We start from the raw sequence: 22,171 nt of genomic DNA, 5'->3' as shown, positions 1-22,171 counted from the left end.
AGCATCGGGCGGCGCCTGGCGCAGGCCTCTTAAGAAATGGCTACCGGGAAGATCGCCCCCAGGATCATCGCGCCGAGGATCGCTCCGCCGGTGATCGGTTTACCCCAGATATAGAACAGCAGCGCGCCGAGCAACGAACCGATGCCGATCGGGATCGAGGCGGTCATTGCCGACAGGATGATCAACGGCCCGAGGAAGCGGCCCGAGGAGTTGCCCGCGCCCATCATCACGTCAGCCCCGTAGGTGGAGTTGCTCTGATTGATGGTGAATTTGCGCGCCAGAATGATCACATAACCGATCGCCAGGCCGATGATCAGGCCGGTGGCCAGCGAAGCGGCGAAGTTGGCGACCGGGAACACGATGCCGGCCCCCAAAAGCAGCGCCGGTACGCCCAGCCCGACGCCGGTCTGGATCGCGCCGCCGATGTCGAGGATGCCCACCAGTGAACCTTCGATGATGCGCGCGAACAGGAAGCTGGCGCCGAACGCCGCCACCGCGCCGTACACGCCGGTATCCATCCCCGCCCGCAGCATGGAGACGAAGGCCACTTCGTTAAAGGCGCCGATGCCGTACAGGTAGTACATGTGCGTCCCGGCGAACACGCCGGAGGACAGCAGGCCAACAAAAATCGGGAATGACCAGTCGGCGTACCAGAAGCCTTTTTGGGTTTGCTCTTCCATCATCCCGCTCCTTATTTACCGCTCAGGGTGTTGTGAATGGCGTCCAGCCAGCCCGGCACGCCGAGGCTGAAGGACTCGAGAACTTTCATGTCGAAGCCGCGGAAGAAGCCGCTCAGCACGAACAGCAGCACGATCACCGCCATCATGATCTTGGTGATTTTGTTCCAGCCGCTCTCTTCCACGCCTTTGCCGATCAGAATGCCCAGCACCAGGCCCGGTACGGCGTTGCCCATGATCAGCTGCGCCAGGCCGCCGAAAATGGTGCCCCAGAAGCCGGAACGGCGCCCGGCGTCGATCGCCGCCAGCCAGAAGATCACCGGCATCACGGTGTTCACCAGCAGGTTGGCCGCCGGCACCAGCACCTTGATCGCGGTGACCTGCAGCGCGGCAGGCACGGCGGAAGCTGTGGTATTGAGGAAGGCCACCACCAGCATGCCAATGATGCCGCAGGCGATGGCCATTTTTTTCGGATCGTGCAGCGTTTGCGCCAGATTGCGGTTCTTGACCATCAGGGCCGCCGCGCCCCAGTGCGGGATGATGCGGTGATCGACGTCCTGCGTGAAGGAGCCCGCCGCCACGGAAGACGCCCAGGCGTTGAAGAAGAAGCCCAGACCGAATGAGAAGTGGGAAGCCGGATCGCCCTCGCAGGAGTTCAGCTCGCCCAGGGTGCGAAACGCCCCCATGCCCTGTGTTGTCGGCGCGTGGAACATGCGTGCGGCGCCGGCCCCTACGCCAACCCCCACCAGCCCACCGATAATAATCGATTTAAATAAGATGATTAAAAACATCAGTATACCCTTTCATTTATGCTAACGTTTTTATTTCGTGACGAAGACAACCTTCTCGGTATTGATAATGGTTACGTTCACGGTTATTTCCAAAGAAACGGCATAGCTCTTTCTTTCACGCGGCAAAAAGAAGAAAAGAAATTTCTCTTTTGTTATTTTCTCTTCCGCTTTCACCACGCTGACGTCCTGCGGCTCGATGCGCAGCAGAATATTGTTGGTGGACTTTAATACCGCGCCCTGCACATTAGCCAAGGCGGAAGCAAAAGCTTTCGCTTTGCTGTCGCCTTTACCCTCCACCTTTACCGATGTGGTATATTGCTCTTTCATTATGGGTTGCCATGTTTTTTGACGTAGGCTTCCACCAGTTTCTGGCCCAGCTCTTCTTTATCCATAAAGCCGAACCCCAGCACGTTGCAGCCTTCGTTAATTGCCGTCACGCCCTCTTCCACCGAACGCATGCCGTATTTGGCTTTGTAGCCGTATTTGGTTTGCGCGGTAATCGCGCCGGCGCCGCCGCTGCCGCAAAAAGAGATGCCCAGCTGCGCGTTTTCCGCTTTCATGACGTCGCCCAGCTTCATATCCGCCGCCACGCCGGGGATAACCACCGCTTTTCCGCCTGCGTTTTCAACGCCCTGGCCGACTTTTTGCCCTTTGCCCAAACGATCGCCGATCACTACGGTAATTTGACCCATGGTATATTCTCCTGATTGAAATCGATGCGTTAACCGCTATGCGTTATTATCTTTCGCCACTTCGAAGTGCACTGAAAGCAAATAGGCTTCTTCGATAGGCAATGTGCCAAACTGATCCACCACGCGCTCCGCCATTTGCATGGACTCGGCGGAAATTTCGTCGAACAGTGATTTATCCACCTCCGGCAATGGCTCACCGGTTATTGAGCGCAGCACCATGGCGCGAATATGCGATTCCAGCATCTGTTGCTGCACCGCATTGGTATAAATATTCTCAGCATTCAGCATCGCGGTAATATCCGCCAGCACCCGAGCGGTGATCTCACCGGCTTCGCTGATATCGGATTGTTCAATTTCTTTTATCGAAGCAGATCCATCATTCACTTTTCAGTACCCCTAGATCCCACATTAATCAGTAAGCCGTAAAGCGCATCACCTGAATAACCCGCTTTCTGTGATGTCTTTACCCTACCCCCGGTAAGATTTTCTGTGGAGACCGGTTTTTCCAGTTCGAAGTGGAAATCGAATGACGCGCGGAGATCCATTTCGCAAAACGGCGCTAAGGCGAAAAAGTAAATGAGATAACAATTACATAACCCGGCTAACGGTTTTTTTTGCCTCGATTGACGATAAAAGCCTTCGTGATCGGGATCTCTTTCTTTTCTCGCCCCAACCGCCTACTATCAATGGGACAAATCGACATTACCCACACCCCCGCTCCTCTGGCGCGGGGGTGTTGCTTTGTGTTGTTTTTCCGAATTTATGGGTGCACAGACTGGCGCCCTTTGATTTGACTGGAGAGTGGAATGACCAAACCCATCATTACTATTAATGAGCTGGATGCGGAACGCCTGGATGCGCTATTGGAACAACCGGCCTTTGCCAACACCGACGTCGCCGCCGCGCTGAACGACGAGTTGGATCGCGCGGAAATCCTGCCGCCGGAGAAAATGCCGGCCAACGTGGTGACCATGAACAGCCGCGTGCGTTTTCGCGATCTGCACACCGATGAAGAGCACGTGCGCACGCTGGTTTACCCGGCCTCGCTGAAAGACAGCCACGATCAGCTGTCGGTGATGGCGCCGCTGGGCGCAGCGCTGCTCGGCATGCACGTCGGCAAGCAGATCTCCTGGCAATTGCCGAACGGTGAAGAAGCGCGGATTGAAGTGCTGGAATTGCTGTACCAGCCGGAAGCGGCGGGCGAATACCACCGTTAAGCGGTTCTCAGGGCGGCATCCGGCCGCCCTTTCTGTTTCAGAGGCAGATAGCGATCAGCACGGCGATCAGCAGCAGCACGTAGATTTTGGCATGCAGCGCATCGCTCACCTTCGGCAAACAGCGCCTGGCAAACACGATCCCCGCAATCCCCGCCACCACCAGCAGCCCCAGAATGTTCAGATTGACGTAGCCCAGATACTGCGGCCCGCTCATCTCGCGCCACCCCAACACGATATACATCAGCGCCCCGATCACCGCCACCGGGATCGACAGCGGGTTGGCGGCGCTGACGCAATACTTCATGTCATAGCCATGGCGGCGCAGCAGCGGCACGGTCATCACGCTGCCGCCCACCCCCAGCAGCGTGGCGATGCCGCCGATCAGCGGCCCACCGCCCCACAGCGTGGCAGGGGAAAGTTCAGCGCGTGCCGGTTTGGTCAGGAACCCCCGGCGGAACAGACAGTCGGCGATGGTCACCGCCATATAGGCCACGAACAGCACGCGGATCACGCCGTCCGCCAGCAGCGAGGAGGCAAACGCGCCCAGCGCCGCGCCGATGCCGATGAAAAAGATCAGCGGCACGATGGTTTCCCGCAGCATGTTGCCGCTGCGCCAGTTGGTCAGGGTGGCGTACCCCGCGTTGAGGATCATCACCGCCGTCGAGGTCGCCACCGCAATATGCATCGCCTGGCCGGGCTGCTCGCCTGAGGCGGAGATCAAATGGTAAACGAAAGGCACCACCACAAAGCCGCCGCCGAAGCCGAACAGAATGGTGGTGATGCCGGTCAGAAAACCGGCACCCAGAACGATTAACATTTCAATCATGGCCGTGCGCCCGCACGAAGTCGTCGAACCCGGCGCAGAACTGCCCCGCCAGCGGGTGGAAACGATCGCCGACGAACAGCCCCAGATACTGCTCGCGCACGGCGTCGTGATCCACCAGCTCAATGCCCGCCTGTTCCGCCTGCGCCAGCGTCTGCGCATCCGGGAAGCCCCAATAGCGCGAATCGCCCTGCTTTTCCGCCGCTATCGCTTCGCTCCGTTCCGCCCGCATCAGCTGGCGCGCCAGGAAGGTGCCGCTCTGCACGCCCAGCAACATCATGTTTTCCAGGAACGACAGGTCGTGGCGCAGCTCGGCGGGCAGGCGGGCGAGCACCGGGCCGGCATCGCAATGTTCGTCCATTTCATGCAGCGTCACCGCACAGTCCTTGTCACCGTTCATCATCGCGCGGAACAGCGTCATCACCCCGCGATAGCGCGGCAAGTCGCCCGGGTGCAGGTTCCACAGCAGCTTGCCGCGCCGGCTGAAGGCGCGCACATAGTCGGCGGAAAATTTCTGATAACAGCGCAAAGAAATCACCCCGTCCATATGACCCAGGCTGCTGATAAACGCGGCGTCATTGATGTCGAGAACGCGATGCGCTTTGACCCCGGCGGCGGCCAGGAACAGTGCCGGCGGCTGATAGGCGCCCTCACAGGCGGCGGCGTTGCGGCCAACGAACGGGAACACGAAATCGTTCAGCACCTCGCGCTCATACAGCCCCAGGCGGCGAACCGCCGGCTCCTGGGCGCGGCCGCCGCTTTTCGCCAGGGGGAAATACACCGTAAAAGCACACTCGCCTTTCAGGGCGGCGATCAGATCCTGACATACCAGCCAGGAGAAAATGTCGTTGCCGACAAAGAGCGCTACGTTTTTCATGCTTCAGCCTTCTTTGCGTTGAAAATAGGGTTGTTAAACACGATTTTGCTGATATCTCGCGTGATGGATTCCATCGCCGAGGTGTAAAAAAGGTCGCCCTTGGCGGGCGCGCCGAGCGAGTAGAGATGCTGCTCGCGGCCGCGGCGATCGGCGATTTTCAGCGTGTGCGGGTTGCACTTCACGCCGCCGAACAGGTTCTCCTGCACCACCCCGTCTTGCAGCAGTTGATGGCTCAGGCGGTTGGGCGGCAGTTGATAAGAAGGCGTGGTGCAGTTGAACAGATACTGCGCATGCACCCGCGTCTCATGGCAACGAAGGATAAATCCGTCCGCCCCCTTGCTGATATCCGCCAGGCCACCGCAGGCGCGCAGGCGTTGGCTCTCCAACGCCGCCACGATCTTGTAGGCGTTCTTGATCGGCATGGCGTGCCGATTGCGCATCCAGGAGGAGTTGTAAAAGCGCATGAAGATCTGCCGGTTGTTGGCATCCATTTTGACCCAGGCGGCGCACACCGTCGGATGGATCGCCGCCAGGTAGCTGCAGATGTGCTCCCGGGCAAAGCGCGCCCGGTCGAGGCTGTCCGCCAGATCGCGGTAGCAATCGCGCCTTTCCCCCAGCGCCGAGAGCACCGTCAATCGTTCCGGCCCCGGATAGTGACGCGCCAGCGCGGCGTTGACCGCATGCACCAGCTGATGCGCATCAATAAAATCGTTACCGGCGACAAAGCGCCGCAGCCCCTCAACAAACGCCTCCGGCGGCGGACGCATCAACGCCGGTTGCACGCTGGGGAACAGGCCCGAACGCGACAGGGCGCAGATATCGGTGGCCCCCAGGCGCTCCATCAGTTCAACGATGGCGTCGATCGCCGTCAGGCTGCAGCCGATCACGCCGATGGTTGAGTAAGGGTTGATCGGCGGCAGATCCCGGTGGGCCTGATAAGCGATCACCCCGTCCACCGGATAGAGACATTCCGGCGGGTTATGCCCAGAACACAGCACCAGCGCGTTCATCTGTTCGGCGGCGCCGCAGGCGGTGGTCAGCCGATAGCCTGCCTCGTGCGGCGCAATAGCATTCACTTCGGCGGTCACGAAATTCAGCGCCACGTTGCTGTCCGCCGCCATATACATCGTCATGTCGCGAATAAAATCGAGATATTCCCGATACAGCCAACGCGGCGGATAACGATCCTGGCAAAACTGCGGGAAATGCATGGCGATCCAATCGACGAAGTGCGCGTCGTCGAAAATATCCGCCGACATATTTTCTGGCGCCATATTTAATATATGGCTGTCAAAATCGCTGCTGTATGCCATACCGCCCTTGAAGCCCTGCTTGTCGAACACCGTCAGGGAAAGCGGCCTTTTGCAATGATTAACCGACTTATTTTTTATAAAGTTATACGCAAAAGAGATGCCGGCGGCTCCGCCGCCAATCACACCGAACTTATACATGAAATATCACCTTATAGTCATTGAACTGCGCTAAGAACTATTGCTTCAGGTGTTGGAATAAAATGACGATTTATTCCTTATTAACTTCTTGTATTGCGAGAACGAAAACCTTCTTCTCACCCCGGTGTGAAAACTTGCGCGGGCTTTATGGCCGATAAAATAACGGCGCCCCGGACAAGCGTTATTTTTCTGCCCCGATAGTAGGGCGACCTCCGCTGGCTTGCTTTATATGAAAGGCCAACTATCATTGCGTTTCGGCCAACCTGCCGCCAAAGGGGACACATGCGCAACGTCCGCATTGATGACATCGACCACGTAGCGCGCGCGGTGATCGCCATCGGCACCGATTATCCGCCGGGGCATTTGCTGGCGATGCACAGCCACCGGCGCGCGCAGTTGCTGTACGGCGCCACCGGCGTCATGCACGTTTTCACGCAGCAAGGCAATTGGATCGTCCCGCCGCAACACGCGGTGTGGCTGCCGCCGCAGATGCCGCACGCGGTGAGGATGGTCGGCGTCACTACCCGCAGTCTGTACCTCGAACCGGGCGCGTTGCCCGCCGAACAGCCTCAGGTTTGCCAGGTGGTTAGCGTCACCCCGCTGATGCGCCAGCTGTTGATGGCGGCGGTGGACATGCCGCTGGAGTATGAGCGGGAGGGACGCGACGGGGCGCTGGCGACGCTGCTGCTGCACGAGCTGGCCCGGCTGCAACCCTTGCCGTTGCACATCCCGCTGCCCGCCGATCCTCGGCTGGGCGAGCTGTGCCGTGCCTTTTTGCAGCACCCCGACGCCCACGACTCCGCGCAGCAATGGGCCCCTCGTCTGTACATGAGTATTCGCACCTTCAGCCGCTTCTTTCGCGCGCAGACCGGCCTGCCTTTTTCGCAATGGCGTCAGCGCGCCTGCGTGGTGCTGGCGTTGGCGCTGCTGGCCGAAGGGCGCAGCGTGACGCAGGTGGCCATGGAGATGGGATATGACAGCAGCGCGGCGTTTTCAACCATGTTTCGCCGCGTGCTGGGGCAGGCGCCCTCCTCCTATCTGACGGAAGACGGGCGCGACGGTTGACGGGTTAGCGGAATTTCTTGTGGTTGGCGTCGCGGGTCTGCTTGAAGCCCTGCGCCAGCTGCTTGGCTTCGGCGACTTTGCCCTGATTGGCCAGCGCCAGCGCCTGATCGATCTGGCCGATCAGGGTATCCAACCCGCTGCGGAAATCTTTCATCTCCGGGCTGTCGGCGGCTTTGCTCTCCAGTTTCGGCGGAGTACCCTGCTTGGCATCCTGCGCGGCGGCGCGCATGTTCTGCAGGCTCTGTTTGAGGGTGGCGGCGGAGTCGGTATTCAGCACCGTTTTGTAGTTTTCCGCCAGGGTGTCCATATCGTCGCCCAGATCGGCGGCGGCCGCCAGCGAACTGGCCGCCAGCAGCGTCAACGCCGCCAGCGCTTTCAGGGTATTCTGCATGTTTGCTCACCTTCCAGTTATTGTTTTAGTTAACCCACCGCTACCATAGGCAAGGCCGGGCAAAATCGAAACCGGAGATTTGTAAGCAAGGTTGAGACGGGATAACGCGCGGCCGGCGGGCGCCGACCGCACAGAGGATCACTGGCCGGCGATCTTCATTTCCGGCAGCAGCACCGAACCGCACTGGATATTGCTGCGGGTTTCGATATCGCTGCCGACGCTGACGATGTTGCGCAGCATGTCTTTCAGGTTGCCGGCGATGGTGATCTCGCTGACCGGGTACTGGATCTCGCCATTTTCCACCCAAAAACCGGCGGCGCCGCGAGAATAATCGCCGGTGACGCCGCTGACGCCCTGGCCCATTAATTCGGTGACCACCAGACCGGTGCCAAGCTGTTTCAGCATGCCGGCGAAGTCTGCGCCCTGCCCGGCAATGCGCCAGTTATGGATGCCGCCGGCATGGCCAGTGCTGTGCAGGCCCAGCTTGCGCGCCGAGTAGCTGGTCATCAGCCAGGTTTGCAGCACGCCATCCTTGACGATATCGCGCCGTTGGGTGCGCACGCCCTCGCTGTCGAACGGCGTTGACGCCAGCCCTTTCAGCAGATGCGGGTGTTCCTCGACGGTCAGCCACGACGGCAGGATCTGCTTGCCGAGCGCGTCCAGCAGGAAAGTGGACTTGCGGTAGACGCTGCTGCCGCTGATGGCCCCCACCAGATGGCCGAACAGCCCGGTGGCCACTTCGGAGGCGAACAGCACCGGCGCCTTCATGGTCGACAGTTTACGCGGCGCGAGACGCGCCAGCGTGCGGCGGGCGCACTCCTGCCCCACCCACTCGGGGCTGCGCAGATCGCCCATCGCACGGCCGATGGTGTAAGCGTAATCCCGCTCCATGTCGCCGTCCTGCTCCGCAATGACGCAGCTGGACAGCGAATGACGGCTGGAACAGTAGCTTTGCAGCATGCCGTGGCTGTTGCCGAACACCTTGATGCCGTAGTGGCTGTTGAAGCTGCCGCCTTCGGTGTTGGTAATGCGTTTGTCCGCCGCCAGCGAAGCCTGCTCGGCGCGCGCCGCCAGCTCGATGCCGCGCTCGGCGTCCAGCTCGGTCGGGTGGAACAGATCGAGATCCGGCGCCTCAAACGCCAACAAATCTTTCTCCGCCGGGCCGGCGCAGGGATCTTCAGAGGTGTAACGCGCGATGTCCAGCGCCGCCTGTACGGTGCGGGCGATGGCATCCGGGCTGAGATCGGTGGAAGAGGCGCTGCCTTTACGCTGACGGTGATACACGGTGATGCCCAGCGCGCCATCGCTGTTGAACTCGACGTTTTCCACCTCGCCGAAGCGGGTGCTGACGCTGATGCCGGTCGATTTGGTGACCGCGACTTCCGCCGCGTCGGAACCGGCGCGTGCCAGCTCCAGAGCCTGAGAAACGGCCTGTTCCAGCGCCTTGCGCTGTTCTGCAACTTGAGTGACTACTTTCATCAATCTGCCATAATTAATCAGAAAATCGTTGAGAAAAGTGCCGGAGCGGCGTAGTTGTGCACGCGGGGCGGCGCGCAAAAATCCTGAGATCTCTGCCGTTGAGTCTAACAGGAACCGCGTTGAATTTCGCATAAAGCCGGCAACCTGTTAGGATTAGCCTCTTTTTAACGGAGCCTACCATGAACAAACAGCCTGAAGACTGGCTCGACGATGTCCCGGAGAATGAAAACGAGGACGATGACGAGATTATCTGGGTCAGTAAAAGTGAAATTAAACGTGATGCCGAAGCGCTGAAAGACCTGGGGGCCGAAATGGTCGATCTGGGCAAAAACGCGCTGGATCGCATTCCGTTGGACGAAGATTTGCGCGCCGCCATCGAGCTGGCGCAGAAGATCAAGAAAGAAGGCCGTCGCCGTCAGCTGCAGCTGATCGGCAAGATGCTGCGCGCCCGCGATATCGAGCCGATCCAGACCGCGCTCGACAAGCTGAAAAACCGCCACAACCAACAGGTTTCGCTGTTCCATAAGCTGGAAGCGCTGCGCGACCGCCTGGTGGAAGAAGGCGATGACGTCATTCCGTCGATCCTGGATCTGTATCCGGCCGCCGATCGTCAACAGCTGCGTTCACTGGTGCGCAATGCGCAGAAAGAGAAGGCCGCCAACAAGCCGCCTAAGGCTTACCGCCAGATCTTCCAATACCTGCGCGAGCTGGCCGAAGCGGCTGACTAAACGCCGCCGCTATCCCGGGATGAACCCGTTTCATCCCCGGTGATGCGCCGGTTCGCCGCTGCTTTCGCGGATATTGAAACGCAGGCTGCCTTCCAGCTCTTCTTCCGCTTCTTCAAACAGCAGAATGATCGCGCCAAAACGACGCTTGCTGCGGGCATTGAGGTGGGTGAACTCGATTTCCACCGGCAGACCGATATCGCCGGTCACCACGTCCCACAGCGCGTCGAGGTTGGCGCCAAACCCCTCGTCCAGCGCAAACTTATGCGCGAAATCACGGTAGAAGGCCGGCACATCCTGGATCTGCTCAAAATCAAACTCTACTTTTGCCATCAAACTCACTCCACACGAATGAAGTTTTTGTAATGGTCACGCGAGACGAAGATCAGACCGTCGCTCGAATACAGCAGGCGATCGGCGCCGCGCCGGCCACACTGGTAATTGATGTCCGCTTCACGCCAGACCCGGCCGCCGGCGCTCGGCAGTTGCCCTTCACGGTTAGAAAATCGATCGCCGCCAATCGCCTTGCCCGGCAATACCGAACAGAGGTTGCCTGAACGCGGGTCCCAGCCCTGCTCGCGCGCCTGCTTCTTGGTGATGTAATAATCCGGCAGCCGCTGATGCTGCTGCAGGTAACTCACCACCGTTTGCTGCTGCGTGAGCCGATCGATGCTCTGTTGCTGCCCCGCCGGCGCTTGCACCACCGCCGCATTGCCGCCGATCGCACGGTGCTCGTTGCCGCGCAACGCGCTGAAGACGGCGATGACCACGGCGATGACAATCGCCAACAGAATCCGCTTGTTCATGACATTCCCTGAAATTATGCCGCCGGAGGCGCCGCAGCTCCCCCAGGCTAGTTAGGTATATAGTCGAGCTGGATGAAACTAAGATGACCGACACATTGCGTTTTCGCGGCAGTGAGGGTTTCATCCATTCATGTCAATGATGCCACTTTCCAGCCGTTCTGGCACTCGGAGTCTCTCTGAAAACGAGCCGCCTGCTCTGAGACGGCCCGCCGAACAACGACTGCTTACAGTATAGTCAGGGAAGGCGCCGCACAGCGCGGCGCAACAGGAGGGAACGCATCAATCGATCAAGGCGTGGCGGTAGCGGTGCAACATGTCGGCCAGGCGTTTCACCGGCCCGGTGACGCTGAGCGGCGCCTGATTGTCGACCAGCTTCTGCTGGTACTCGTTCATTTCGCCCAGCAAGCGATCGTAGTAATAGGCGCGCTTGACGTCGTTCTTGGCGGAGACCACCCGATCGGCGGTGCTGCGGATCTGGCGGTGGAAGGCCGACAGCTCTTCGCTGGCCGGAATTTCCGCTCGCTGCATGCGCTGGTGGGCGATGATCAGGTTCAGCGCCAGACGATACTTGGCGATGTCGTTCGGGAACATCATCAGCAGCTGATTAAGCTGCTGATACAGCGCGGGCAGGTGGTTTTGCCGACGGCGCGCCGCCTTGGTGGTCAGCGCCGACACCGCGCTGCTGACGAACTGGTTGAGCAACGTGCGGCCGGTGCGTTCGCGCGAATTATCGCGGATCAGCAGCAGCACCATCAGCCCGACGCAGCTGCCGAGGAACTGGCCCAGCGCCCCGTCGAGAAACTGGGTCACGTTGAACTCCATCGGGTTGCTCAGCACCAGAATGTTGATGGTCCCCGCCAACAGCCCCAGCGAACCGAGCCGCCGCTTCTGCACCTCGATGCCGATGAAAAACGCCAGCAGGCCGAGGCTGAGACACAGCAGCAAAATGCTCTGCTGGGTCGCCGGCAGGATCACCATGAAGAACAGAGAACCGACCGGGATTGCCGCCAGCATGCCCAGCACGAAATCCATCGCCACCATGCGCGGCGCCGGGGTGCGCATCGCCAGCGAGGTGATCACCGCGATGATCACCATAAAACCGCTGCCGGACGTCCAGCCGGTCCACAGCCACAGCAGGCAGCCGAAGGCCGTCGCCACAAAGGTGCGCAGGCCGTTGATCATCGCGTGATGCCCTTCCGCCGAGGTCGGCTTGACCACGGTTTCATTGCTCAATACGCCCTCTTCCACCGCGCTGATGCTGCAGTTGGCGTGCACGCCTTTCGACAGCAGCAGGTAGCGCGTCGCCGCGCCGACCCAGCCGGTGATGGTCGGCAGCGTTTCCTCGGAGCGATGCGTGGTCAGCACCTGACGCAACAGCTTCATGCGCTTGTGGATCTCCTGCGGGGTCTCCGCCGGAACCATCAGCTGTTCCCGCAAACTTTCTTTCAGCGCCTGCGGGTGATTCAACAAGATCAGATAGGTTTCACAGGCCTGGGTGATCAGCGTCAGCGACAGGGTATGCAGCGCTTTCACCCGTCGGTTGACCTTCTGCCAGCGCGAGGATTCCATCATCAGGTTGTTGCGCATGCCGTCCAGCGCCGTGGTGCTCTTCACCAGATTGCTCCAGGCGCGGTCGATGTCCTCTTTATCGGCATGGCTGATGCACATCTGCATCAGGCGGTATTGATCCACCAGCAGCTTATCCACCGCCCGATCGATGTCCTGCTTGATCGAACGCGGCGAAAACAGCAGATCGGCCAACACGGCGCTGACGATCCCCAGCACGATCTCGCTGCAACGCTCGATGGCGAACTGCGGCGCTTCCAGCAGGTGGGCCTCGCTGGTGGCGACCGTCACGATGATGATCAGCGCGGTATAGCCGGCCAGCCCCCAGGCGTAGGAGTTCTCCACCTTGATAAGCGAAGAGAGCCAGGTGCAGAAACCGGCCCACATGCAGCACAGCATCAGCATCACTACCGGCGCGCGGGCGGTGGTGATGATGATGAGCAGGCCGACGAAGCAGCCGATAAAGGTGCCGATGATGCGCAGCCAGCCGCGATGGCGAATGGCGCCGGAGAAGGGTTCACCGCCGGCGGCAAAGGCCGGGCCGGCGGCGACGATGGCGGCGGTCATCGCCGACCAGCGCGGGGTTTCCAGATTGAGATGGAAGCCGACGAACAGCGCAAACACAATCGCGAAGCTGAGTTTGAAGGCAAATCTCAGCCGGATAAAGGTTGGGCTGCTCATTAGCCGAACTCACGCAGCCGGTGCATCAGGCGCACAAAAGGCGAGCCGCTGTCGGCATTGCGATCGTTCTTGCCGACGATCACCACGGTGGCGGTGGTGCCGGCCGGGTACGGATGCTGTTGGTCCTTGGCGTCCAGCAGGATCTTCACCGGCACGCGCTGCGCCAGGCGCACCCACTCCAGGTTGCTGTCGATCGAGGCCAACCCTTTGTTGTTCACCGTGCTGCTGCTGTTGTTCACCGCCGCCGCCACGCTATCGACGGTGCCATGCATGATGCGGTTGCTGCCGAGCGGGGTAATCTCCGCGCGATCGCCCTTATTCAGGCCGTTCAGCTTGGTCTCTTCCAGGTACGCCAGGATGTAGAAGGAATCTTTCTTCACCAGCGCCACCGCGACCGACCCGCGGGTGATGTATTCACCGGCGTGTACGTTGAGGTTGGTGATCCAGCCATCGGCCGGGGCGCGCACCGTGGTGCGCTCCAGATCCAACTGCGCCAGCTCGCGCGCCGCAATGGCCTTCGCCAGCTGGTGCTGCACGGTCTGCAGCGAGTTGTTCGACTGGTCAATCTCTTCCTGCGACATCGCCTGCACGCCCAACTTCACGCGGCGGCCGGCCTCACGCCGTTTTTCCGCCGCCAGCGTCTGATAGTAGGCGACGTCGGCGCCGGCTTCCGCCAAGGCCTGCTCATAACGCGGCCGATCGACCACGAACAGCACCTGGCCTTTCTTGACCAGTTGGTTGTCCACTACCGGCACGTCGGTCAGCAGGCCGCTGACGTCCGGCGCGATCGCCACCACGTCGGCGGTAAACTTGGCGTCACGCGTCCACGGCGACTCGGTGTAGAACACCCAGGCCTTGAATACCGCGGCAATGCCCAGCAGCACAAGAATCAAAGTGATCGCGATTCGGGTTATTTTTATCGAAAAATTTTTCACAGCGACCTCAAACAAAAAGACACGAAATCAGATAAAACAAGCAGCAATACAGCGCGGTATTAAACAGCGCCGGATGCCAGACAAAATCGTAAATCCCCGTCGGCTGCAGCAGGCGGCGCAAGAGAAAAAACAGCGCCAGCGACACCAGCAGCTCGAAAAACACCGGCGGAAACGACAGTCCGAAGATGACCATAACCGGAAGCAAACTCATCACTTTTTCCTTATTGTTCACTGCGCCGGGGAAAGACAGGTCTCGCCATTCACATTCTCTTTACATTTTAGCGTGCGCGCGCCACAAATCTTGACCAGGCAGCTTGTCCAGGTCACGAACCCGAAAAAAGGTTAAACTTTGGGGCAGACATCCACGACAGGGATTGCGAGGGTGCCGGAGGAGCGGCAGGATGACGTCGCCGCTCGCTCTCGCACGTTGGTGAGGTCTATTCACCCGACCACGTTATATTAGCCTGCTTACTATCAAGGCATCAACAATCTGTGATCTAAATCACTTTTAAGCCAGAGTGAATAATGGAAAGATTAAAACGCATGTCGGTATTCGCCAAAGTGGTTGAGTTCGGGTCGTTTACCGCGGCCGCGCGCCAACTCGACATGAGCGTTTCATCGATCAGCCAAACCGTCTCGAAACTGGAAAATGAGCTGCAGGTCAAGCTGTTGAACCGCAGCACGCGCAGCATCGGCCTAACCGAGGCCGGCAAGATTTACTATCAGGGCTGCCGACGCATGCTGCAGGAAGTCAGCGAAGTGCATGAGCAGCTGTACGCGTTTAACAATACGCCCGCCGGCACGCTGCGCATCGGCAGCTCGTCCACCATGGCGCAAAACGTGCTGGCGAACATGACCGCCGAGATGATGAAAGAGTACCCGGGTCTGACGGTCAACCTGGTGACCGGTATACCGGCGCCGGATCTGATCACCGACGGTCTGGATCTGGTGATCCGCACCGGCGCGCTGCAAGACTCGAGTCTGTTCTCGCGCCGCCTGGGGCAGATGCCGATGGTGGTGTGCGCCGCCAAAAGCTACCTGAGCCAGCACGGCACGCCGCAGAAGCCGAGCGACATGGTCAACTTTTCCTGGCTGGAGTACAGCGTGCGGCCCGACAGCGAATTCGAACTGATGTCGCCGGAAGGCATCACCACGCGCATTTCCCCGCAGGGGCGCTTCGTCACCAACGACTCCTCCACCATGATCCGTTGGCTGAAAAACGGCGCCGGCATCGCCTACGCCCCGCTGATGTGGGTGATCGAAGAGATCAAACGCGGCGAGATCGAGATCCTGTTCAAAAGCTACCATTCGGATCCGCGGCCGATCTACGCGCTCTATACCGAGAAGGACAAACTGCCGCTGAAGGTACAGGTGTGCATCAACTATTTAACCGACTATTTCGAACGCGTAGCGGCGGTCTATCAGGGTTATCGCTGAGCAGCGCTTAAATAGCGGCGCGCCAGCGCGGCCAGCAGCATCAGCGCCAACATGCCGATGCCCCACAGCAGCCAGACGGCGTAGCCCGCCCAGGCCAGCAGCAGAGGAAAATAGCTCGCCAGCCCGCTGCCCAGCTGTTTCAGCCACGGCAGCCAAGTGTCCAACACCGTCTGCGGCACCAGGCTCAGCGCACCGTTCACCGGCAACGTTGCGTTTCCGGCCGCCTCCGCCAACGTCGGCAGCCAGGTCAGCAGGCCGGATACGCCCCAGGCCAGCAACGTCCACAGCGCCATGGCGCCGAGCAGCAGCGCGACCGTCCAGCCGCCCCGATTCACGGCACACCGCCGCCGCACTGCGGACAAAAGCGGCTGCCCGGCGGCAACGGCGCGGCGCACTGTCCGCAGGTGGCGCTCACCGCAGCAAACGGCTGGCCGCAGCGGTGACAATAACGCGCGCCCGGCTTATTCACGGCCCGGCATTCCGGGCACTGCGGCCCCTGTTCGCCATGCTGGCTATAGCGGTTGCCATGGTGGCCACCGCCGTGGCCCGCGCGCCGATGACCGCCGTTAATACCGCCTTGCCCCAACAACCTTTTCAGTAAGCTCATCCCGCCTCTCCTCTGTGCATTCACGCTGAAGCTCACTGTAAACCCTGGAGTAAACTCCAGGGTAAAGCCCGGCGATGAGGATTTACGTTTCATTACATCGTAATAATGGCAAGGCTTTGATGCCGTTAACAAAAGCATCATCGGCATTATCCCACGCCGCTGCGCTGCGTTATGCTGCGGGCACCTCTCCCTGCATCAGGAATAACCATGAAAAAAATCATACTGGACTGTGACCCGGGGCATGACGACGCCATCGCCCTGCTGCTGGCCTGGGGCAATCCGCAGATCGACCTGCTGGCGGTCACCACCGTGGTGGGTAACCAAACGCTGGACAAAGTGACGCGCAACGCCCTCGCGGTGGCGCGCATCGCCAATATCACCGGCGTGCCCTTCGCCGCCGGCTGCCCGCGCCCGCTGGTGCGCAATATCGAAGTGGCACCCGACATTCACGGCGACTCCGGCCTCGATGGCCCGGTGCTGCCGGAGCCTCACCTGCAGCTGGACTCGCGCCACGCGGTGGATCTGATCATCGAGACCGTGATGGCCCACCCGCCCGGCAGCGTGACGCTGGTGCCGACCGGCGGCCTGACCAATATCGCCATGGCGGTGCGTAAAGAGCCGCGCATTGCCGAGCGGGTCAAGGAAGTGGTGCTGATGGGCGGCGGCTATCATGTAGGCAACTGGAGCGCGGTGGCGGAGTTCAATATCAAAATCGATCCCGAGGCGGCGCACATCGTGTTCAATGAAAAATGGCCACTGACCATGGTCGGGCTGGATCTCACCCACCAGGCGCTGGCTACGCCGGCAGTCTGCGAACGCATCGCCGCCCTCGGCACCCGGCCGGCCACCTTCGTCGGCGAACTGCTGGCATTCTTTGGCCGTATGTATCAGCAGGCGCAGGGCTTCAGCGCCCCGCCGGTGCACGATCCTTGCGCAGTGGCCTATGTGATCGATCCGAGCGTTATGTCGGTGCGCAAAGTGCCGGTGGATATCGAGCTGACCGGCACCCTGACGTTGGGCATGACGGTCGCGGACTTCCGCGCGCCTCCGCCGCCGGACTGCCACACCCAGGTCGCGGTCAAACTGGATCAGGATAAATTCTGGGATCTGGTGGTGGATGCGCTGGAGCGGATCGGCGACGTGGAGTAAGCGCACAAGAGACGAGATTAACGCGCTTGGGCAGGCGCGTTAGTCCGTATTCTGCCGCGGCAACAGGAGGCTCAAGCCATAACCGCTTTTATTTCCAATGCAGCAGAACAATCCTAATAATAAATCATTTCATAAAAATAAAAAAAACAGATAAAGACAGGAAGAATCTTAATAAAATTAAAATCATGAAAATCACATTGAATTTAAAAACCAGCAATGGGAAACGATGAAGCAAATCTCCGCCCTCACGCCGCCACTGACGGCATCAATTAAACAAGCAGATACCACTTTTATTCTTCACACTGCCTGCCAATATAGACCATTGCCGGGATGCCCCACGATATCCACACACGCAAGAACCACAGACAACACATTGATTTTAATTAATAAAAACAATATTAAGATTAAAAATTGACTGAATAACAATAGATTTGAGAAAATGGCACGTCTGTTTTTGCAAACAACAAAAATGCCTTTTGCGAGTGAAAAATACGGCTTAACCTTTCTTTGGGCAAACAGCCTCGCGCATTCTCAGGGCAAACATTATTTATCGTTTTACCATAAAGACGGTTTAAATTTCCCGTGAGACATTGTCGATTTCAACATTACACGCATTTCAATACCAGGATAAAGGATAGGGAATAATCAAAACATGCATTTAATAAACGCTATCAGGCCTTGGCAGGTTAACCATGGCCGATAAATCTCCCGCTAACGCAGCGACCATCGCCGTGCTGCCCCTGCTGCTGATCTGGATGGCGGCGATCCTGCCGGTCTATCATCCCAACATGGGCGGCGACGGTCTGGCGCTGCCGCAAAACATTCTGGCCTGGGGCGTCATGGCGCTCACTACGCTGATCGTGACGTTTACCGTTTGCCTGGGTCGCATCCGCCTTTCGCTCACGCCCACCGCACGCCTGTTGCTGCTCGGCATCGCCTTGCTGGCGCTGCCGTTGCTGTATACCCGCCCCGAATGGCGCGAAGACGCCCTGTGGCGCTGCGCCGGCCTGCTCGGCGGTTGGTTGTTCTATGTCGCCTGCCTGCAGCTGCGCGTCACCGCCCGGCAGCGCGAGCTGCTGCTGTTCGGCCTGTTGTTTGCCGTCGGCATTCAGGCGTTGTTGGCGGTTTTACAGCTGTTCGCCCCCGCGCTGGCCTGGGTATCCCCTAACGGCGGCCGGGTCTACGGCGTCTTTCAGCAGCCGAACGTGCTGGGCAGCTTTATCGCCACCGGGCTGGCTTTGGCGCTCTGGCTGCTGCTGGCTCCCTTCTCTGCGCCGACGCGGCGGCGGCAAATCCCGCTGCTCGCGCTGCTGGCCGCTTTCTCCGCCCTGCTGGTGCTGATCCAGTCGCGCGCAGCCTGGTTGGGGGCCGCATTGGCGGCGGCGCTGCTGCTGTGGCGCTTTGCCCGCCAACGCCCGGCCGCAAGCCGCTGGGCCGGCGGCGCGCTGCTGCTGGGCGCCGCGATCGGTCTGACGGTGCTGTTCACCGGTTTCGGTCTGGAGACAAGTAGCGTCTTACTCGACCGCGAATTCTCCAACAGCGCGCGCCTGACCATGCTGCACGACGTCGGCGCCATGATCCTGGCCAAGCCGCTGCTGGGCTGGGGCTACGGCGGCTTTGAATACAGCTTCGCGCATTTCCGCCTGCAGACAATGCCCTGGAGAGAAGTGCTGGAAGTCGCCGGGCATCCGCACAATGAAATCCTGCTGTGGTGGGTCGAGGGCGGCCTGACGGCGCTGGCAGGTATCGCTATCGTCCTTGCCGCCGGCGTACGGCTGCTGAAAAGCGCCTGGCAACGGGATCGAGAACAGCCGAACGGTGCGCGCGTCGGCCTGTTCCTGGTGCTGCTGCCGATGCTGATACACACTCAGCTGGAATACCCTTTCTATCTGTCTGCGCCGCACTGGCTGGCGTTTCTGCTGCTGCTGGCGCTGCTGGACGGCCAAACCGGCGAGCCCCGCCCGCTGCCGTTCGCCAAAGCCCTGAGCCTGCCGGTGGCGATGGCGGCGCTCGGCGTGCTGGTGATGGCGGCCTTCGCCTGGCAAGGGCGCATGGCGCTCACTCAGTCGGAGCGCACTATGCTGGCCAACATCGACAGCATCGAGCAGATGCCGCCGCCGGCCGCCTGGATCTACCGGGAGCGCAAAACCTTCGACGAGCAATCTCACGCGCTGCTGGTCTATAACCAAACGCGCGATGATGCCCTGTTGACCGGCTATCGGCAGTGGGCCAATGCCTATCTGCAGCGCCGCATCGACGCCAACGTCTACGCCACGCTGATCATGATCTTGCGCTATCAGGGGGATCAGGCACAAGCCGATGCTCGCCAACGGGAAGCCGCTTTTCTGTTTGCGCGGGATGCGCGGTTCAGGTAGGGACAACGAGGTGAGAGCGATGCTTCGCCGCTCTCACCTGCGTCATTTTATGTAGCAAAATTAACGCGGCAAAATCGCGCACTCTTTATCCAGCAGCGACTCTACCGAAGCGCGGTTGCCGACGTCCCAGCCGCGCTTCGAGGCCAGCAAAATAAACCCCCGTTGGCCGCCAAACGTGGTGGGCACTAACGCCACGCCATATTCCGCCAGCTGCGGCGGCGATAGATGGAAATAATCTGCCAGATCCTTAATCGGGTAAACGCCCATCGCGGTTGGCTGCATCACGCGGCGCGCGTAGTAGGTGTGGCGCAACAGCTTATCCGGCAAGGGCCGCCATTGTTCCTGTATGTAGGGGCGTTCCGCCTGCAATTGACGCCGCACGTCCTTACGCAGACAGGTCAGGTGAATATGCAATTGGTTTTGGCTGCGGCCATATGCGGAGTTGATCGCCATGCCCAACATATCATCCGGCACCGGCCCGCCATATTCAGCGGCCAGCCGATAACGCATCAGCCAGGCATAGCCAAAATAGTCCGTCCGTTCCCCGGCCAGCAACTGCGGGCTTTCAATGCCGGAGAGCGGCGCCGTCGGAACCAGAATAAAATGATAGGGGTAACGCGGGTTTTGCAGCACGCTAAAGCCCAGGGCCTTCCCCTGCGGCATATAAATCTGCTCACAGGGCGCCGGATCGCGCTTTTGCTGATAATTGGCCATGCAAAGCTTATCGACTACGCCCCACAGCGCATCAGAGCGGGCGCAGCCCGTCAAGGACAGGACGCCCAGCGCCAGCAGCCAACGCCGGGCGGGTATAGCCAGACGCGTCATCATCGTATTGCTCTGTTTTTTCGCCACGTCAATTTTATTCCATTATATCGTGCAGGCTACGGCGTCCTGCCGCGCTTAGCGTTACGAATGCGAGAAAGGCCGCAAAATGGAGCATGATTGAGGGGCCAACGCGTGGCCCCTGGAGGAAAAATTACGCCGTGCCGCCGACGGTGAGCGTGTCCAGTTTCAGCGTCGGTTGGCCGACGCCCACCGGCACGCTCTGGCCTTCTTTGCCGCACACGCCCACGCCTTTATCAAGCGCCAGATCGTTGCCGACCATCGAGATCTGCTGCATCGCCTCGATGCCGGAGCCGATCAGCGTCGCCCCCTTCACCGGTTTAGTGATGCGGCCCTTCTCGATCAGATAGGCTTCGGTGGTGGAGAACACGAACTTGCCGGAGGTGATATCCACCTGGCCGCCGCCAAAGTTCGGCGCGTACAGGCCGTATTCAACGCTGGCGATGATCTCTTCCGGCGTCGATTTACCCGCCAGCATGTAGGTGTTGGTCATGCGCGGCATCGGCAGATGCGCGTAGGACTCGCGGCGGCCGTTGCCGGTCGGCGCGACGCCCATCAGGCGCGCGTTGAGCTTGTCCTGCATGTAGCCTTTCAGCACGCCGTTTTCGATCAGCACGTTGTACTGGCCCGGCACGCCTTCGTCGTCGATCGCCAGCGAACCGCGGCGCCCTTGCAGGGTGCCGTCGTCCACCACGGTACACAGCTCAGACGCCACCCGCTCGCCCATATGGCCGCTGAACACCGAGGTGCCGCGCCGGTTGAAGTCGCCTTCCAGGCCATGGCCCACCGCTTCGTGCAGCAGCACGCCCGGCCAGCCGGCGCCCAACACCACCGGCATATTGCCGGCCGGCGCCGCTACCGCGCCGAGGTTGACCAGCGCCATGCGCACCGCTTCTTTGGCGTAGGCATCGGCACGCACGTCGCCGTCGACGGTTTCCAGGAAGTAGTCATAGCCGAAACGGCCGCCGCCGCCGCTGGAGCCGCGCTCACGCTTGCCGTCCTGCTCCACCAGCACGCTGACGGAAAGGCGCACCAGCGGGCGAACGTCCGCCGCCAGCGTGCCGTCGGTGGCGGCCACCAACACCTGCTCGTAAACGCCGGTGATGCTGGCGTTCACTTCCTGCACCCGCGCATCGGCGGCGCGCGCCACCTTGTCGACGCGGTGCAACAGGGCGATTTTCTCTTCGCGCGGCAGGCTTTGCAGCGGATCGAGCAGCGGGTACAGCGCTCGATAACCGATTTCGCCCAGGGTATGCGCCCGCCCGTCGCCCTGCTCGCGCACGATGCTGCGCGCCGCCTGGGCGCTCTGCTGCAGCGCATTCAGAGTGATCTGATCGGCATAGGCGAACCCGGTCTTCTCACCGCTGACGGCGCGCACGCCGACGCCCTGGTCGATATTGTAAGAGCCATCCTTGATGATGCCGTCCTCGATCACCCAGGCTTCGTGATAGCTGGACTGAAAATAGAGATCGGCGTAGTCGATACGGCGTTCTGCCAGTTGACCCAGTACCGAGTACAGGTCTTGATGACTCAGCTTGTTGGTAGCGAGTAACTGCTCACTGACAAACGTCAGGCTCATAATGG

Annotated in this window: 25 protein-coding genes; 6 read left to right on the top strand and 19 right to left on the bottom strand. The window is 60.2% G+C overall.

Annotated elements, in window-relative coordinates; translation table 11 throughout:
- Positions 1–29: 29 nt before the first annotated feature.
- The 5 genes from ITX55_RS11425 to ITX55_RS11405 are packed head-to-tail and all read right to left on the bottom strand — an operon-like array spanning position 30 to position 2,523.
- Positions 30–680, bottom strand: coding sequence for a DUF4310 family protein (locus ITX55_RS11425; protein ID WP_004937013.1), 651 nt, complete (start codon positions 678–680; stop codon positions 30–32).
- Between the two features lie 11 nt (positions 681–691).
- Positions 692–1,468, bottom strand: a complete 777-nt coding sequence (locus ITX55_RS11420; RefSeq protein ID WP_004937006.1) for a DUF4311 domain-containing protein — start codon at positions 1,466–1,468, stop codon at positions 692–694.
- A gap of 30 nt (positions 1,469–1,498) precedes the next feature.
- Positions 1,499–1,795, bottom strand: a complete 297-nt coding sequence (locus tag ITX55_RS11415) for a DUF4312 family protein (protein WP_004937003.1) — start codon at positions 1,793–1,795, stop codon at positions 1,499–1,501.
- On the bottom strand, positions 1,795–2,160 hold the full coding sequence (locus tag ITX55_RS11410; protein WP_004937000.1) for a glycine-rich SFCGS family protein: 366 nt from the start codon (positions 2,158–2,160) through the stop codon (positions 1,795–1,797). Before ITX55_RS11410 ends, ITX55_RS11415 begins: the two co-directional genes overlap by 1 nt.
- A gap of 36 nt (positions 2,161–2,196) precedes the next feature.
- Entirely contained in the window at positions 2,197–2,523 is a 327-nt protein-coding gene (locus ITX55_RS11405; protein WP_089192640.1) for a glycine dehydrogenase, read from the bottom strand.
- 443 nt (positions 2,524–2,966) lie between these two features.
- Here ITX55_RS11405 and rnk point away from each other — a divergent pair, with 443 nt between their 5' ends.
- Positions 2,967–3,377 carry a nucleoside diphosphate kinase regulator gene (rnk, locus tag ITX55_RS11400; protein ID WP_004936993.1) on the top strand — a complete coding sequence of 137 codons (411 nt, stop codon included), beginning with the start codon at positions 2,967–2,969 and terminating at the stop codon, positions 3,375–3,377.
- Between the two features lie 37 nt (positions 3,378–3,414).
- Here the strand turns inward: rnk and ITX55_RS11395 are convergent, their stop codons facing one another.
- From ITX55_RS11395 to ITX55_RS11385, 3 genes are read right to left on the bottom strand one after another with little or no spacing between them, the layout of a single operon-like run.
- The gene (locus ITX55_RS11395) at positions 3,415–4,203 is read right to left on the bottom strand and encodes a sulfite exporter TauE/SafE family protein (protein WP_223085071.1); all 789 of its coding nucleotides are present in this window, start codon (positions 4,201–4,203) and stop codon (positions 3,415–3,417) included.
- The gene (locus ITX55_RS11390; protein WP_223085068.1) at positions 4,196–5,077 is read right to left on the bottom strand and encodes a formyltransferase family protein; all 882 of its coding nucleotides are present in this window, start codon (positions 5,075–5,077) and stop codon (positions 4,196–4,198) included. Before ITX55_RS11390 ends, ITX55_RS11395 begins: the two co-directional genes overlap by 8 nt.
- On the bottom strand, positions 5,074–6,528 hold the full coding sequence (locus ITX55_RS11385; RefSeq protein ID WP_089192290.1) for an FAD/NAD(P)-binding protein: 1,455 nt from the start codon (positions 6,526–6,528) through the stop codon (positions 5,074–5,076). The genes ITX55_RS11390 and ITX55_RS11385 overlap by 4 nt, the downstream gene beginning before the upstream one ends.
- Before the next feature lie 282 nt (positions 6,529–6,810).
- On the opposite strand from ITX55_RS11385, the gene ITX55_RS11380 reads away from it, so the two are divergent.
- Positions 6,811–7,593 carry a helix-turn-helix domain-containing protein gene (locus ITX55_RS11380; RefSeq protein ID WP_147838566.1) on the top strand — a complete coding sequence of 261 codons (783 nt, stop codon included), beginning with the start codon at positions 6,811–6,813 and terminating at the stop codon, positions 7,591–7,593.
- Positions 7,594–7,597: 4 nt separating this feature from the next.
- On the opposite strand, the gene cybC is transcribed toward ITX55_RS11380, so the two are convergent.
- Positions 7,598–7,984, bottom strand: a complete 387-nt coding sequence (gene cybC / locus ITX55_RS11375) for a cytochrome b562 (RefSeq protein WP_033644470.1) — start codon at positions 7,982–7,984, stop codon at positions 7,598–7,600.
- A 138-nt stretch (positions 7,985–8,122) separates the two neighbouring features.
- The gene (gene pmbA, locus ITX55_RS11370) at positions 8,123–9,463 is read right to left on the bottom strand and encodes a metalloprotease PmbA (RefSeq protein WP_197756116.1); all 1,341 of its coding nucleotides are present in this window, start codon (positions 9,461–9,463) and stop codon (positions 8,123–8,125) included.
- Positions 9,464–9,642: 179 nt separating this feature from the next.
- On the opposite strand from pmbA, the gene yjgA reads away from it, so the two are divergent.
- The gene (gene yjgA, locus ITX55_RS11365) at positions 9,643–10,191 is read left to right on the top strand and encodes a ribosome biogenesis factor YjgA (RefSeq protein ID WP_004936968.1); all 549 of its coding nucleotides are present in this window, start codon (positions 9,643–9,645) and stop codon (positions 10,189–10,191) included.
- 30 nt (positions 10,192–10,221) lie between these two features.
- Here yjgA and ITX55_RS11360 read toward each other — a convergent pair whose 3' ends face one another.
- The 5 genes from ITX55_RS11360 to aaeX all read right to left on the bottom strand — a co-directional run bounded on the left by ITX55_RS11360 (position 10,222) and on the right by aaeX (position 14,387).
- A complete protein-coding gene (locus tag ITX55_RS11360) occupies positions 10,222–10,521 on the bottom strand; it encodes a barstar family protein (protein WP_033644909.1) in 300 nt (99 codons plus the stop codon).
- Between the two features lie 5 nt (positions 10,522–10,526).
- Positions 10,527–10,994 carry a ribonuclease gene (locus tag ITX55_RS11355; protein ID WP_033644465.1) on the bottom strand — a complete coding sequence of 156 codons (468 nt, stop codon included), beginning with the start codon at positions 10,992–10,994 and terminating at the stop codon, positions 10,527–10,529.
- A 279-nt stretch (positions 10,995–11,273) separates the two neighbouring features.
- On the bottom strand, positions 11,274–13,241 hold the full coding sequence (gene aaeB / locus ITX55_RS11350) for a p-hydroxybenzoic acid efflux pump subunit AaeB (protein WP_197756115.1): 1,968 nt from the start codon (positions 13,239–13,241) through the stop codon (positions 11,274–11,276).
- Positions 13,241–14,176 carry a p-hydroxybenzoic acid efflux pump subunit AaeA gene (aaeA, locus tag ITX55_RS11345; protein WP_033644462.1) on the bottom strand — a complete coding sequence of 312 codons (936 nt, stop codon included), beginning with the start codon at positions 14,174–14,176 and terminating at the stop codon, positions 13,241–13,243. Before aaeA ends, aaeB begins: the two co-directional genes overlap by 1 nt.
- Positions 14,177–14,183: 7 nt before the next feature.
- Positions 14,184–14,387, bottom strand: coding sequence for a p-hydroxybenzoic acid efflux pump operon protein AaeX (gene aaeX, locus ITX55_RS11340; protein ID WP_004936952.1), 204 nt, complete (start codon positions 14,385–14,387; stop codon positions 14,184–14,186).
- Between the two features lie 314 nt (positions 14,388–14,701).
- On the opposite strand from aaeX, the gene aaeR reads away from it, so the two are divergent.
- Positions 14,702–15,613 (top strand): HTH-type transcriptional activator AaeR, encoded by a 912-nt coding sequence (gene aaeR, locus ITX55_RS11335; protein WP_004936950.1) that lies wholly within the window; start codon positions 14,702–14,704, stop codon positions 15,611–15,613.
- Here the strand turns inward: aaeR and ITX55_RS11330 are convergent.
- Positions 15,604–15,948: a hypothetical protein gene (locus ITX55_RS11330; RefSeq protein WP_033644460.1), complete on the bottom strand. Its 345-nt coding sequence runs from the start codon at positions 15,946–15,948 to the stop codon at positions 15,604–15,606. The two genes, aaeR and ITX55_RS11330, sit on opposite strands and share 10 nt — an antisense overlap.
- Positions 15,945–16,220: a zinc ribbon domain-containing protein gene (locus tag ITX55_RS11325; protein WP_033644459.1), complete on the bottom strand. Its 276-nt coding sequence runs from the start codon at positions 16,218–16,220 to the stop codon at positions 15,945–15,947. The genes ITX55_RS11330 and ITX55_RS11325 overlap by 4 nt, the downstream gene beginning before the upstream one ends.
- A 207-nt stretch (positions 16,221–16,427) precedes the next feature.
- Between ITX55_RS11325 and ITX55_RS11320 the strand changes: the two genes are divergently transcribed.
- Entirely contained in the window at positions 16,428–17,369 is a 942-nt protein-coding gene (locus ITX55_RS11320) for a nucleoside hydrolase (protein WP_197774817.1), read from the top strand.
- A 692-nt stretch (positions 17,370–18,061) separates the two neighbouring features.
- Positions 18,062–19,744, top strand: coding sequence for a PglL family O-oligosaccharyltransferase (locus tag ITX55_RS11315; protein WP_197756113.1), 1,683 nt, complete (start codon positions 18,062–18,064; stop codon positions 19,742–19,744).
- Positions 19,745–19,804: 60 nt separating this feature from the next.
- Here the strand turns inward: ITX55_RS11315 and ITX55_RS11310 are convergent, their stop codons facing one another.
- Together ITX55_RS11310 and tldD are read right to left on the bottom strand one after the other, a co-directional pair.
- On the bottom strand, positions 19,805–20,569 hold the full coding sequence (locus ITX55_RS11310) for a CDP-diacylglycerol diphosphatase (protein ID WP_197756148.1): 765 nt from the start codon (positions 20,567–20,569) through the stop codon (positions 19,805–19,807).
- A gap of 151 nt (positions 20,570–20,720) precedes the next feature.
- Complete coding sequence (gene tldD / locus ITX55_RS11305) at positions 20,721–22,166, bottom strand: metalloprotease TldD (RefSeq protein ID WP_033651236.1); 1,446 nt, start codon at positions 22,164–22,166, stop codon at positions 20,721–20,723.
- Positions 22,167–22,171: the final 5 nt, after the last annotated feature.

Source organism: Serratia sp. EWG9 (genome assembly GCF_019913725.1).
Taxonomy (GTDB): Bacteria; Pseudomonadota; Gammaproteobacteria; order Enterobacterales; family Enterobacteriaceae; genus Serratia; species Serratia ureilytica.
The sequence above is the reverse complement of the archived record's forward strand: the minus strand, read 5'-3'. Positions and strand labels throughout refer to the sequence as shown.

What these genes read in the sequence shown, in the direction of transcription:
- ITX55_RS11425 (WP_004937013.1), bottom strand. Translation starts at nt 680, where the DNA reads ATGGAAGAGCAAACCCAAAAAGGCTTCTGGTACGCCGACTGGTCATTC.
- ITX55_RS11420 (WP_004937006.1), bottom strand. Translation starts at nt 1,468, where the DNA reads ATGTTTTTAATCATCTTATTTAAATCGATTATTATCGGTGGGCTGGTG.
- ITX55_RS11415 (WP_004937003.1), bottom strand. Translation starts at nt 1,795, where the DNA reads ATGAAAGAGCAATATACCACATCGGTAAAGGTGGAGGGTAAAGGCGAC.
- ITX55_RS11410 (WP_004937000.1), bottom strand. Translation starts at nt 2,160, where the DNA reads ATGGGTCAAATTACCGTAGTGATCGGCGATCGTTTGGGCAAAGGGCAA.
- rnk (WP_004936993.1), top strand. Translation starts at nt 2,967, where the DNA reads ATGACCAAACCCATCATTACTATTAATGAGCTGGATGCGGAACGCCTG.
- ITX55_RS11395 (WP_223085071.1), bottom strand. Translation starts at nt 4,203, where the DNA reads ATGATTGAAATGTTAATCGTTCTGGGTGCCGGTTTTCTGACCGGCATC.
- ITX55_RS11390 (WP_223085068.1), bottom strand. Translation starts at nt 5,077, where the DNA reads ATGAAAAACGTAGCGCTCTTTGTCGGCAACGACATTTTCTCCTGGCTG.
- ITX55_RS11385 (WP_089192290.1), bottom strand. Translation starts at nt 6,528, where the DNA reads ATGTATAAGTTCGGTGTGATTGGCGGCGGAGCCGCCGGCATCTCTTTT.
- ITX55_RS11380 (WP_147838566.1), top strand. Translation starts at nt 6,811, where the DNA reads ATGCGCAACGTCCGCATTGATGACATCGACCACGTAGCGCGCGCGGTG.
- cybC (WP_033644470.1), bottom strand. Translation starts at nt 7,984, where the DNA reads ATGCAGAATACCCTGAAAGCGCTGGCGGCGTTGACGCTGCTGGCGGCC.
- pmbA (WP_197756116.1), bottom strand. Translation starts at nt 9,463, where the DNA reads ATGAAAGTAGTCACTCAAGTTGCAGAACAGCGCAAGGCGCTGGAACAG.
- yjgA (WP_004936968.1), top strand. Translation starts at nt 9,643, where the DNA reads ATGAACAAACAGCCTGAAGACTGGCTCGACGATGTCCCGGAGAATGAA.
- ITX55_RS11360 (WP_033644909.1), bottom strand. Translation starts at nt 10,521, where the DNA reads ATGGCAAAAGTAGAGTTTGATTTTGAGCAGATCCAGGATGTGCCGGCC.
- ITX55_RS11355 (WP_033644465.1), bottom strand. Translation starts at nt 10,994, where the DNA reads ATGAACAAGCGGATTCTGTTGGCGATTGTCATCGCCGTGGTCATCGCC.
- aaeB (WP_197756115.1), bottom strand. Translation starts at nt 13,241, where the DNA reads ATGAGCAGCCCAACCTTTATCCGGCTGAGATTTGCCTTCAAACTCAGC.
- aaeX (WP_004936952.1), bottom strand. Translation starts at nt 14,387, where the DNA reads ATGAGTTTGCTTCCGGTTATGGTCATCTTCGGACTGTCGTTTCCGCCG.
- aaeR (WP_004936950.1), top strand. Translation starts at nt 14,702, where the DNA reads ATGGAAAGATTAAAACGCATGTCGGTATTCGCCAAAGTGGTTGAGTTC.
- ITX55_RS11325 (WP_033644459.1), bottom strand. Translation starts at nt 16,220, where the DNA reads ATGAGCTTACTGAAAAGGTTGTTGGGGCAAGGCGGTATTAACGGCGGT.
- ITX55_RS11320 (WP_197774817.1), top strand. Translation starts at nt 16,428, where the DNA reads ATGAAAAAAATCATACTGGACTGTGACCCGGGGCATGACGACGCCATC.
- ITX55_RS11315 (WP_197756113.1), top strand. Translation starts at nt 18,062, where the DNA reads ATGGCCGATAAATCTCCCGCTAACGCAGCGACCATCGCCGTGCTGCCC.
- ITX55_RS11310 (WP_197756148.1), bottom strand. Translation starts at nt 20,569, where the DNA reads ATGACGCGTCTGGCTATACCCGCCCGGCGTTGGCTGCTGGCGCTGGGC.
- tldD (WP_033651236.1), bottom strand. Translation starts at nt 22,166, where the DNA reads ATGAGCCTGACGTTTGTCAGTGAGCAGTTACTCGCTACCAACAAGCTG.